This window comes from Streptomyces sp. NPDC087844, assembly GCF_044742785.1.
Classification (GTDB): Bacteria; Actinomycetota; Actinomycetes; order Streptomycetales; family Streptomycetaceae; genus Streptomyces.
The window spans coordinates 1-13,755 of record NZ_JBIUVD010000053.1 but is presented as its reverse complement, the minus strand read 5'-3'; the positions used below and the strand labels follow the sequence as shown (position 1 = coordinate 13,755).

Annotated in this window: 1 protein-coding gene; it reads right to left on the bottom strand. The window is 71.3% G+C overall.

What is annotated here, in order from left to right; all coding sequences use genetic code 11:
• On the bottom strand, positions 1 to 13,755 hold a 13,755-nt coding region (locus tag ACIOKD_RS41750; RefSeq protein ID WP_402093693.1), incomplete at both ends, for an SDR family NAD(P)-dependent oxidoreductase.

Here is a 13,755-nt window from a genome sequence, read left to right as displayed (position 1 = left end):
CAACGACGTCCCCACCAACCCCTCACCACGCCGATACGCGGCCAACGCATCCAAAAACACATTCGCCGCCGCATAACCACCCTGCCCCGCCGCCAGCAACGACCCACCCACCGACGAGAACAACACAAACGCCGACAGACCCATGTCCCGCGTCAACTCATGCAAATACCAGGCCCCGTCAACCTTCGGACCCAACACCCCATCCACCCGACCCGCGGACAGCGAACCCACCAACCCGTTGTCCACCACACCCGCCGCATGCACCACACCCGACCACACACGACCCGCAACCAACTCCGCAACCGCACCCCGGTCCGACACATCACAGGCCACCACCTCGACCTCGGCACCCAGCCCGGCCAGCTCCGCACACAACTCCCCAGCCCCCGGCGCCCCCGCACCCCGACGACTCACCAACACCAGACGCCGCACACCATGCGCAACAACCAGATGCCGAGCCACCAACGCACCCAACCCACCCGTCCCACCCGTCACCATCACCCACCCCGAACCCCACCCACCCCACACCAACGACACCACCGACGACGCCACCGGCTCAACACCGACCAGTCGGGGCACGTGGATCTCTCCGGCGCGGACCGCCGCCTCGGGTTCGCCCGAGGCGGCCACGGCGGCCAGGGAGGTGGACGGCACCGGTCCGTCGTCCAGGTCCACCAGGACGAACCGTCCGGGGTTCTCCGCCTGGGCGGCCCGGACCAGGCCCCAAGCGGGCGCCTGCGCGAGCTGTCCGGCGCCGCCCGCCGTCGTGGCCCCACGGGTGACCACCACGAGGCGGGACGCGGCGAACCGCTCGTCGGCCAGCCATCCCTGGACGACGTCCAACACGCGGTGCGTCACGGACCGGACGCCCGCGGGGACGTCGCCGTCACCGGACGGGCACGCCCACACCACGACATCGGGGCAGCCGGCCGCGGCCAGCTCGGCCAGGTCCGCGAACGCGGGCACGGCGTCGTCCAGACCGCGGCGGTCGGACCCCAGCACCGCTGTCTTCACGTCGGGCCGTACGACCATGTCGGGCGCGGGTGTCCAGGCCACGGTGAAGAGTGAGCCGTCCGGGCCGCTCCGCGCGGTGAGCTGCTCGGGCGACATGGGCCGCGAGACGAGCGACTCCACGGTGAGCACGGGCCGTCCCGCCTCGTCGGTGGCCGCCAGCTCCATCGCGGTGCCACCCAGCGGCGACACCCGGACGCGGAGCACCGGGGCGCCCGCGGCGTGCAGGTTCACTCCGCTCCACTCGAACGGGAGCAGGGCCCCCGCAACTGCCTCCTCACCTGCCTCCTCACTTGTCGCCTCACCTGTCTCCTCGCCGTCGTCGAGCAGGATCACGTGCAGGGCGGCATCGAGCAGCGCCGGGTGGATTCCGTACGCGGCGGCCCCGGCACGCTCGTCCTCCGGCAACGCGACCTCGGCGAACAGGTCGTCACCGGCCCGCCACGCCGCGCGGAGCCCCTGGAACACCGGCCCGTATCCGAAACCCCGCTGGGCAAGGCGGTCGTAGACACCGTCCAGGTCGATCGGGGTCGCCTCGGCGGGCGGCCACTGCTCGGGCCCCGACGACGCAGTCCGGTGGTCCGGACCATCAGAAGGATGCTGTCCGGTGCCTGCGGACAGGGTGCCTTCGGCGTGCCGGGTCCACGCCTCCTGACCGGTCGTGCCATTGCCGTCGTCGTGCCGGGAGTGGACGCTCACCGTGCGGCGGCCCAGCTCGTCGGGCTCGCCCACGGCCACATGGAGCGCGACTCCGTGCTCGGGCAGTATCAGCGGTGCTGCCAGGGTGAGTTGGTCAAGTACGCCGCATCCGACCTGGTCACCGGCACGCACGGCCAGTTCCACGAAGGCAGTGCCCGGCAGCAGTACCGAACCGAACACCTCGTGGTCGGCCAGCCAGGGCAGGTCCCCGGCCGACAGCCTGCCGGTCAGCGCCACCCCGTCGGAGTCGGGCCGGTTGACCACGGCGCCGAGCATCGGATGCTCGGCCGGGCCGAGCCCCACCGCGGCGGGGCCGTCGCCCACCTGGGCGTCCACCAGCCAGTACCGGTCCCGCTGGAAGGCGTAGGTGGGAAGTTCGACCAGCCGGGCTCCCCGCCCGGCGAACATCGCGTGCCAGTCGACAGCGACTCCCGCGGTGTGGAGCTGTCCGAGCGCCGTGAGCAGGGCGGTCGGCTCGGGTTGGTTAGTACGCAACACCGGCACGAACGCGAGAGGTACGGACCGCTCGTCGTCAAGGCAGTTGCGGGCCATCGCGGTGAGAACGGCGTCGGGTCCCAGTTCGACGAAGCGGGCGACACCCTCGTCCCGAAGGGCCTGGACACCGTCGGCGAACCTGACCGCCTCGCGGACGTGCCGCACCCAGTAGTCGGCCGAGCCGAGGTCCTCCGCCGATCCGCCCGTCACGTTGGAGACGACCGGGATGACGGGCGCGCTGTAGGTGACGCTCTCGGCGACTTCGCGGAAGTCGTCCAGCATCGGGTCCATGAGCGGGGAGTGGAACGCGTGCGAGACCCGCAGCCGGCTCGCCTTACGACCCAACGCAGTGAAGTGAGCCTCAATCGCCGCGACTTGGGCCTCCGCACCTGACACCACCACCGACGCCGGACCGTTGACCGCCGCGATCGCCACCTCCGCGCCGTCCAGCAACGGAACGACCTCATCCTCGCCCGCCTGGATCGCGGCCATCGCCCCACCCGACGGCAACCCCTGCATCAACCGGCCCCGGGCGGCCACCAGGCGCGCCCCGTCCTCCAGCGAGAACACCCCGGCCACATGCGCAGCCGCCAACTCACCGATCGAGTGACCCGCCACGAAGTCCGGCCGTACACCCCACGATTCGAGCAGCCGGAACAACGCCACCTCGACCGCGAACAAACCCGCCTGCGCGAACACCGTCCGATCCAGCAGATCCGCGTGTGACCACACCACCTCACGCAGCGACGCACCGTCCATGTACTGGTTCAAGTGCCCGTCCACCTCGCCGCACACCGCATCGAACACAGCCGCGAACACCGGGTACGCCCCATACAACTCCCGACCCATACCGACCCGCTGCGCCCCCTGCCCCGAGAACAGGAACGCCGTCGCGCCCTCCGTTCTGCCCTGTTCGGGGTGGTTGTGGTCGCCTGCGGCCAGCCTGCCCAGTCCGGCGACAAGGTCCGCGCGGTCCTCTCCCACCACCACGGCGCGGTGCTCCAGCGCGGCCCGCGAGGTGGCCAGGGAGAAGCCCACGTCCACCGGGTCCGGTTCCGGGTGCTCCTGGAGGAACTGAAGCAGCCGGGCGGCCTGGGCCGTCGCCGCGTCCCGGTCACGTCCGGACACCAGCCATGGCACCGGTGTCGCCCCGGTCGGCCGTTCGTCGTCCTCGGCCGGCGCGGGAGCCGCTTCGATGATGACGTGGGCGTTGGTGCCGCTGATCCCGAACGAGGAGACCCCCGCCCGCCGCGGACGACCGTCCACCTCCGGCCACTCCCGCGCCTCCGTCAACAGCTCGACCTCGCCCGCGGCCCAGTCCACGTGCGGTGTCGGCTCGTCGACGTGCAGCGTGCGCGGCAGGACCCCGTGGTCCATGGCCTTGACCATCTTGATGATGCCCGCCACACCGGCCGCCGCCTGCGTGTGTCCGATGTTCGACTTGATCGAGCCGAGCCACAGCGGACTGCCCTCCGGACGATCCTGCCCGTACGTGGCCAGCAGCGCCTGCGCCTCGATCGGATCGCCGAGTGTCGTGCCGGTGCCGTGTGCCTCCACCGCGTCCACATCGCCGGTACCGAGGCCGGCCGTAGCCAACGCCTGCCGGATCACCCGCTGTTGGGACGGACCGTTCGGCGCCGTCAGACCGTTCGACGCACCATCCTGGTTCACCGCCGTGCCACGCACCACCGCCAGGACCGGGTGCCCGTTGGCACGGGCATCCGACAACCGCTCCACCAGCAGCATGCCGGCGCCCTCGCCCCACGAGGTGCCATCGGCTCCGGCGGCGAACGACTTCGCACGCCCGTCACGTGCGAGACCCCGCTGACGACTGAACTCGACGAAGGTCTCCGGCGTCGCCATCACCGCGACACCGCCCGCGAGAGCCAGGGAGCATTCGCCCGAGCGGAGTGCCTGTACCGCGAGGTGCAGTGCGACCAGCGACGACGAGCACGCGGTGTCGACGGTGACCGCCGGGCCTTCCAGACCCAGCGTGTACGAGATGCGGCCCGACGCGACCGAGCCGGTGTTACTGCTCGACGCGTAGTCGTGGTACATCGCCCCGGCGAAGACACCGGTCCGGCTTCCGCCCAGGGACGAGGGGTCGATGCCGGCTCGTTCCAGAGCTTCCCAGGAGGTCTCCAGCAGAAGCCTCTGCTGGGGGTCCATGGCGAGGGCCTCACGCGGCGAGATCCCGAAGAAGGCGGCGTCGAACTCGGCCGCGTCGTGCAGGAACCCGCCGGTGTCGACGTAACTGGTGTCCTGGCGGATGCCCTCGGGGTCGTAGAGGCGTCCGAGGTCCCAGCCGCGGTCCCGGGGGAACTCCGACACCGCGTCCACACCGTCGGCCACCAGCCGCCACAGGTCGTCCGGCGACGCGACACCACCTGGGAAACGGCAGGCCATGCCCACGATCGCTACGGGCTCGTCGACCCGGACAACGGTGGGAAGCGGGATGTCCGCGGTGTCACCGGTCACCGCGTCCTGTAGGTGGCGGGCGAGGACGGTCGGTGTCGGGTAGTCGAAGACGAGCGTCGGCGACAGGCGCAGCCCGGTCGCCTCGTTCAGCGCGTTGCGGAACTCCACGGCCGACAGCGAATCGAAGCCGAGTTCGCCGAAGGCGCGGTCGGGATCGATGGCCGAGGGACCCGGATGCCCGAGGACGGCCGCGGCGCTGCCGCGCACGATTTCCAGCAGCAGGCCTTCCCTCTCGTTCCCGGACAGGCCGGCCAGCCGCCGTCCGAGGTCCGATGTCCCGCCGGTTCCGCCGGCTCCGCTGCCGACGGCCCGGCGTACCGGTCGCCGGACCAGACCGCGCAGCAGATGCGGCACTTCGCCACCGGCGGCGCCGAGTGTCTTGAGGTCCAGGCTCATCGGGACGAGGACGGCCGCGTCCACCATTGCGGCCGTGTCGAAGAGTGCGAGTCCCTGTTCGGCGGACAGCGCCTTCAGGCCGGTGCGGGCGAGACGACGGAGGTCGGCGTCGTCGACCTGCCCCGCCATTCCTCCGCTCCACAGTCCCCAGGCGAGCGACTGGGCGGGCAGGCCGTTCGCCCGGCGGTGTGCGGCCAGGGCGTCCAGGAACCCGTTCGCCGCCGCGTAGTTGCCCTGGCCGGGGGACCCGAGTACACCGGCCGCCGAGGAGAACATGACGAACGCCGAGAGGTCCAGGTCGCGGGTCAGCTCATGCAGATGCCACGCCGCGTCCGCCTTGGGACGCAGCACCGCGTCCACCCGCTCCGGGGTCAACGACGAGATCACCCCGTCGTCCAACACCCCCGCGACATGCACCACACCCGACAGCTCACGACCCGACACCAGCGCCTCGACCGCGTCCCGGTCCGACACGTCACAGGCCACGGCCTCGACCTCGGCGCCCAGGCCCGTCAGCTCCGCACACAGCTCCGCCGCCCCCGGCGACTCGGCACCCCGACGCCCCACCAGGACGAGACGACGAACCCCGTGCCCCGTCACCAAGTGCCGCGCCAGCACACCACCCAGCGCACCGAACGCACCCGTCACCAGGACAGCACCGTCACCGGAGAACACCGACGGGGAATCGTCCCGAGCCCCCACCGCTGTACGCGCCAGCCGTGAAGCGTGAACTACACCGTCACGTAGGACTAGTTGAGGCTCGCGCAGGGCAACGGTAGTCACCACATCAGCAATTCCGGCGTTCGCGTCAAGATCAACCAGGACGATCCGGCCAGGATGCTCCGACTGCGCCGACCGCACCAGACCCCACACCGCCGCACCCGCGAGGTCGATGACGTCCTCACCCACCGAGGACACCGCACCGCGAGTCACGACAACCAACGTCGCCTCGGCGAACCGCTCCTCCGCCAGCCACGACCGCACGACGTCGAGGGCGCGTCCGACACTCGGACGTACGACGGTCGCGTCACCGGCCGGGAGCTCCAGCAGTACGACCTCGGGTACAGGGGCGTCGCGTGTCAACGTGTCCCAGTGCGCCCAGGACGGCCGGTCGGCAGCGGGCCGGGTTTCGAGCGGGGACCAGACGACGTGGAACAGCGATTCGTGGAACGCGGGGCGGAGCAGCGCGAGTTGGGCGGCGGACGTCTCGCGCAGCGTCAGCGACTCCACCGACGCCACCGGGCGGCCCGCCGGGTCCGCGAGTTGGAGGGACACGCTCGCCGTACCGGTTCGGGTCAGCCGGACGCGCAGTGATGTGGCACCGGAGGTGAACAGCTCCACCCCGGACCAGGCGAACGGCAGAGCCGTGCCCCGGTCGCCGTCGTTCGACGCTATCGCGTGCAGTGCGGCGTCCAGGAGCGCCGGGTGCAGGCCGAAGCCGTCCACCGCCTCGGAGTCGGGGAGCGCGACCTCGGCGAACACCTCGTCGCCGCGCCGCCACACGGCACGCAGTCCCCGGAAGGCCGGACCGTACTCCAGCCCCGCCTCAGCCAGGTCGTCGTACAGCCCGGTGATGTCCACAGCGGTCGCTTCCGCCGGCGGCCACTGCTCAAGTGCGAAGGCGGGCGCGGCGCCCGCTGCCGAGGCAGGGACCGAGACGTGGCCCGAGGCATGGCGGGTCCAGGGCGCGTCGACGTCGGTGCGTGAGTGGACGGCGACCGTACGCGCCGTCGACCCGCCCGTCTTCCCGACCACGACCTGCACCGAGATCGTGCCCTCGGCCGGAAGCACCAGGGGTGCTTCCAGTGTCAGCTCGTCCAGCGTTCGGCAGCCGGCCTGGTCGCCGGCGCGGATCGCCAGTTCCATGAGCCCGCTGCCCGGGAACACGACGTTGCCGAACACCTCGTGGTCGCGCAGCCACGGCTGGTCCCGCACCGACAGCCGGCCCGTCAGAACGACACCGTCCGAGTCGGGTGAGGAGATGACCGCCCCCAGAAGCGGGTGGCCCGATGCCTCCAGTCCCGCGGAGGCGAGGTCGTCGCCACCGATCGCCGAGCCGGCCCACGCCTCGCGCCAGTAGCTCCGCACGTCGAGCCAGTACTGCTCGCGTTGGAAGGCGTAGGTGGGAAGGTCGACACGCCGTGCACCACGACCGTCGAACAGCCTGGCCCGGTCCACGGGAACACCAGTCGCGTGCAGCCGGCCCACCGCCGTCAGCAACGTCCCGGACTCACCACGCTCCCGCCGCAGCGTCGGCACCACCAGCACTCCGTCGTCCACCACAGCCCGCACCATCGCGGACAGGACACCGTCGGGGCCCAGTTCCACGAAGCGGGTGACGCCCTCGTCGTGCAGGGTCCGGACGCCGTCGGCGAAGCGGACCGCCTGGCGCACGTGCCCGACCCAGTAGTCGGCCGACCCCAGGTCCTCCGCCAACGCGCCCGTCACATTCGACACGACCGGGACGGCGGGGCTGCTGTAGGTGATGCTCTCGGCCACCTCACGGAAAGCGTCGAGCATCGGATCCATGAGCGGGGAATGGAAGGCGTGCGACACCCGCAGCCGGGACGTCTTGCGCCCGATGGAGGTGAAGTGGGCCTCGATCCGGGCGACTTCGGCCTCCGCACCGGAAACCACCACCGCGTCCGGGCCGTTGACGGCCGCGATCGCCACCTCCGCGCCGTCCAGCAACGGAACGACCTCATCCTCGCCCGCCTGAATCGCGGCCATCGCCCCACCCGACGGCAACGCCTGCATCAACCGGCCCCGCGCAGCGACCAACCTGGCCGCGTCACCGAGCGAGAACACCCCGGCCACATGAGCAGCCGCAAGCTCACCGATCGAATGACCCGCCACGAAGTCAGGCCGTACGCCCCACGATTCGAGCAGCCGGAACAACGCCACCTCGACCGCGAACAAACCCGCCTGCGCGAACACCGTCCGATCCAGCAGATCCGCGTGCGACCACACCACCTCACGCAACGGCCGATCCAGAAGCCCGTCCAACTCGCCGCACACCGCGTCGAACGCAGCCGCGAACACCGGGAACGCCCCATACAACTCCCGACCCATACCGAGCCGTTGCGCCCCCTGTCCCGAGAACAGAAACGCCGTCGCACCAGGCGTCGCCGTATCGCGTACGACGCCTGCCCGCAGTTCCCCGGCGGCGATGGCCGCCAGGCCGTCGAGTGCCGCTTCGCGGTCGTCCGGGAGCATCACCGCGCGGTGTTCCATGGCGGGACGAGACGTCGCCAGGGAGAACGCGACGTCGGCGGAGCCCACGTCCGGGTGAGCCGCGAGGTAGGACCTCAGCTTCTCGGCCTGGCCGCGCAGACCCTCGGCGGACCGGCCCGACAGCATCCAGGGGATGGCGCCTGCCGACGGTTCCTCGACCGATGCCGGATCCGTCGACGCCGGAACCTGCTCGATGATGACGTGGGCGTTGGTGCCGCTGATGCCGAACGAGGAGACGCCCGCCCGGCGCGGGCGGCCACCGGCCCGCGGCCACTCGCGCGCCTCGGTCAGCAACTCGACGTCCCCCGAGGTCCAGTCCACTTCCGGGGTCGGCGCATCCACGTGCAGTGTGCGCGGCAGTACGCCGTGCTCCATCGCCTTGACCATCTTGATGATCCCCGCGACACCGGCCGCCGCCTGCGTGTGGCCCATGTTCGACTTGATGGACCCGAGCCACAGCGGGCTGTTCTCCGGACGGTCCTGGCCGTACGTGGCCAGCAGCGCCTGCGCCTCGATCGGATCGCCCAACGTGGTGCCCGTACCGTGTGCCTCCACCGCGTCCACATCACCGGTGCCGAGGCCCGCGTTGGCGAGCGCCTGCCGGATGACGCGGCGTTGCGACGGACCGTTCGGTGCCGTCAGCCCGTTCGACGCGCCGTCCTGATTGGTCGCGGTGCCGCGGACGAGGGCCAGGACGGGGTGACCGTTGCGCCGGGCGTCCGACAGACGCTCCACGAGGAGCATGCCGACGCCCTCGCTCCAGCCGGTGCCGTCGGCGGACGCGGCGAACGACTTGCTCCGGCCATCGGTTGCGAGACCGCGCTGTTTGCTGAACTCCACGAACGCCTCGGGAGTGGCCATGACCGCGACACCGCCGGCCAGCGCCAGCGTGCACTCCCCCGAGCGGAGTGCCTGGGCGGCCCAGTGCAGCGCCACCAGTGAGGACGAGCAGGCGGTGTCGACGGTGACCGCCGGGCCCTCGAAGCCGAAGTTGTAGGCCACCCGGCCGGAGGCGATCGCGCCCGTGCTGCTGTTCGCCGCGTAGTCGTGGTACATCATTCCGGCGAACACTCCGGTCGCACTGCCCCGCAGTGCGGCGGGGTCGATGCCGGCGCGTTCCAGCGCCTCCCACGACGTCTCCAGCAGCAACCGCTGCTGGGGATCCATCGTCAACGCCTCGTTGGGACTGATCCCGAAGAACTCCGCGTCGAAACCGGCCGCGTCATGCAGGAAACCACCAGCATTCACGTAACTGGTGTGGGGCCGCTCACCCGTCGGATCGAACAACTCCGCGACATCCCAGCCCCGGTCCGACGGGAACTCCGACACCACGTCCACACCACCGGCCACCACCCGCCACAGATCCTCGGGAGAAGCCACCCCACCCGGATACCGGCACGCCATCCCGATGATCGCGATCGGCTCGTCGTCGGAAGCGACGGACGCGACGGCGCCGAGGCCGTCGTCCACGGAGCCTGACACCTCGCTCAGCAGGTACCGGGCGAGTACTTCCGGTGTCGGGTAGTCGAAGACCAGCGTCGCGGGCAGCCGCAGGCCGGTCGCCTCCCCCAGCCCGTTGCGCAGTTCCACCGCCGACAGCGAGTCCACGCCGAGGTCGCGGAACGCGCGCTCGGGGTCGATCGCCGCCGGACCGGCGTGCCCGAGGACGACAGCCGCCTGGGTACGGACCATGCCGAGCAGGACCTCGTGCCACTCCGACTCGGGCCGGGTCGCCAACTGCCTGCGCAGCGACCCCGTGTCCGCACGGGCGCCCGTGGCCGAGCGCCGCACCCTCGGTACGAGCCCCTGGAACAGATGGGGCACCTCGACGGCCCCGGCGGCGGCCAGAACCCCGGGATCGAGGCGGATGGGGACCAGCGCGGCCGTACTCAGCGCGACCGCGGTGTCCAGGAGGGCGAGTCCCTGGTCGGCGGAGAGTCCCTCCACCCCGGACCGGGCCATCCGCTGCGCATCGGAACCGGCGAGCCCGCCCGCCATGCCACCCACGCCCGCCGACCACGGCCCCCACGCCAGGGACAGACCCGGCAGTCCACACGCACGGCGATGCTCCGCCAGGCCGTCCAGGTACGCGTTGGCCGCCGCGTAACTTCCCTGTCCCGACGTCCCCAGCACGCCCGCGGCCGAGGAGAACAACACGAACGCCGACAGACCCATGTCCCGCGTCAGCTCATGCAGATGCCAGGCCGCGTCCACCTTGGGACGCAGCACCGCGTCCACCCGCTCCGGGGTCAACGACGCAATCACCCCGTCGTCCAACACCCCGGCAACGTGCACCACACCCGACAGCTCCCGGTCCGCGACCAGCGCCGCCACCGCATCCCGATCAGCGACATCACAAGCCACCACCTCGACCTCGGCACCCAGCCCCATCAGCTCCGCACACAACTCCCCGGCCCCCGGAACCTCCACACCCCGACGACCCACCAACACCAGACGCCGCACCCCGTGCTCGACAACGAGATGCCGCGCCACCAGACTGCCCAGCGCACCGAACGCACCCGTCACCAGAACAGCACCGGCGTCACCATCGCTGGAGAACACCGAGGCCGACTCCTCGTGCCCTTCCCGCACCTCAACGCCGACGCGTGCCAAGCGGGACACGTGAACGACACCCTCGCGAATCGCCACCTGCGGCTCACCCGGAGCGGCTGCCGCCACCACCCCGGCAGGACCGGTACCCGCGTCGAGGTCGGCCAGCACGAACCGCCCCGGATTCTCCGACTGCGCCGACCGCACCAGACCCCACACCGCCGCACCCGCCAGATCGGTGACATCCTCACCGTTCGAGGACACCGCGCCACGAGTGGCCACGACCAACATCGCGTCGGCGAATCGTTCTTCGGCCTGCCAGGACCGTACGGCGTCCAGAACCCGGTGCACGGCTGACCGGACGGAGGCCGGGTCCGTTCCCGGGGTGGACGGCAGCACCACGACCGCGGGGACCTCGTCGTCGGGTCCCAGTTCGTCCCACGTGACCCAGTCGGCCGAGGCGTCGGAGGGTGCTGCGGCGGCGGAGAGCCCTGCCGGAATCGGCGGCCACTCCACGCGGAAGAGCGACTCGTGGAACACCGACCGGGCGGCCGAGAGCTGGTCGGCGGAGATCTCCCGCAGCACCAACGACTCCACCGTGGCCACCGCGCGTCCCGAGGCGTCCGCGACCTGCAGAGAGACCACTCCGCCGACCGACGGAACGACGCGGACGCGCAGCGCCGTGGCGCCGGAGGCGAACAGTTCCACCCCCGACCACGCGAACGGCAGCACCACCCCGTCACCGACCGCACCACTCAACGCCACCGCGTGCAGACCAGCGTCCAGCAACGCCGGATGCAACCCGAACCCCTCCACCTCCACCTGCTCGGGAAGCGCGACCTCCGCGAACACCTCCTCACCACGCCGCCACGCCGCCCCCAACCCCCGGAACACCGGCCCGTACTCCAGACCGGATTCCGCGAGTCCTTCGTAGAACCGCTCCAGCTCCACGGGGGCAGCGCCCAGGGGCGGCCACTGTTCCAGGTCGTGGCCCTCGTGGCCCTCGTGGCCCTCGCGACCGCCGTGACCGCCGGGCGTCAGCGTTCCGGCGGCGTGCTGCGTCCACACCGACATGCCTTCGTCACGGGAGTGGACGCTGACCCGACGGGCCCCCAGGGCGTCCGCCTCTCCCACCGCGACCTGGACCTGGACGCCGCCGCGCTGCGGCAGGACGAGCGGTGTCCGGAGGGTCAGCTCTTCGATGCGTCCGCAGCCGACCTGGTCTCCGGCGCGGATCGCCAGTTCCACGAAACCCGTTCCGGGAAAGAGCACGACACCGCCGACGACGTGGTCGGCGAGCCACGGCTGGGCGCCCACCGACAGCCGGCCGGTGAGCACCACCTTGCCCGAGTCGGCCAGGGAGATCGTCGCGCCGAGCAGCGGGTGGCCGGTGCGGTCCAGGCCGACGGAGGTCACATCGACGCTTTCGCCGGATGCCTCCAGCCAGTAACGCCGGTGCTGGAACGCGTAAGTGGGCAGGTCAACGTGGAGGGCGCCGCGTCCGGTGAAGACCGCGCGCCAGTCGGGCCCGGCACCGTTCACGTGGAGCTGGGCGACGGCGGTCAGCAGCGTCGCGACCTCGGCTTCGCTCCTGCGCAAGGCAGGGACGACGAGTGTCGTGGCGGACGGTTCGTCCAGGCAGTCGCGGGTCATCGCGGCCAGCACGCCGTCGGGACCCAGTTCCACGAAGCGGGTCACGCCGGCGGAGCGGAGGTGCGCGACACCGTCGGCGAACCGGACCGCCTCGCGGACGTGCCGCACCCAGTAGTCGGCCGAGCCGAGGTCTTCCGCCGATCCGCCCGTCACGTTGGAGACGATCGGGATGACGGGCGCGCTGTAGGTGACGCTCTCGGCGACTTCGCGGAAGGCGTCCAGCATCGGGTCCATGAGCGGGGAGTGGAACGCGTGCGAAACCCGCAGCCGGCTCGCCTTACGACCCAGCGCGGTGAAGTGAGCCTCAATCGCCGCGACTTGGGCCTCCGTACCGGAAACCACCACCGCGTCCGGGCCGTTGACGGCCGCGATCGCCACCTCCGCGCCGTCCAGCAACGGGACGACCTCATCCTCGCCCGCCTGGATCGCTGCCATCGCCCCACCCGACGGCAACCCCTGCATCAACCGGCCCCGCGCAGCCACCAACCTGGCCGCGTCACCGAGCGAGAACACCCCGGCCACATGCGCAGCCGCCAACTCACCGATCGAATGACCCGCCACAAAGTCAGGCCGTACGCCCCACGATTCGAGCAGCCGGAACAACGCCACCTCGACCGCGAACAAACCCGCCTGCGCGAACACCGTCTGCCCGAGCAGCTCCGACTCCGACCACACCACCTCACGCAACGGCCGATCCAGATGCCCGTCCAACTCACCACACACCGCGTCGAACGCAGCCGCGAACACCGGGAACGCTTCGTACAACTGCCGTCCCATACCGACCCGCTGCGCTCCCTGCCCCGAGAACAGGAACGCCGTCGCAGCAGGGGTGGTGCGGACGGAACCTCGTACGACTCCGGCGTCGGGCTCGTCGGCCGCCAGTGCGGCGAGCCCTCGGAGCAGGTCCTCTCGCTCGTGGCCGACGACGGCGGCACGGTGTTCGAGTGCCGCCCGCGATGTCGCCAGGGAGAAGCCGACGTCCACCGGATTCAGATCCGTCCGCTCCCCGGCGAAGGCGAGCAGGCGCGCGGCCTGTGCGGCCAGCCCTTCGCGGCTGCGGGCGGACAGCACCCACGGCACGACCGAGGTCCGTACGGCCTGCGCGTCGCCGTCCGATCCGGGCTCGGCGACGGCTTCCTCGGTTTGCGGGGCGGGTTCGGCGGCTTCGATGACGACGTGGGCGTTGGTGCCGCTGATCCCGAACGAGGAGACCCCCGCCCGCCGCGGACGGCCATCCAC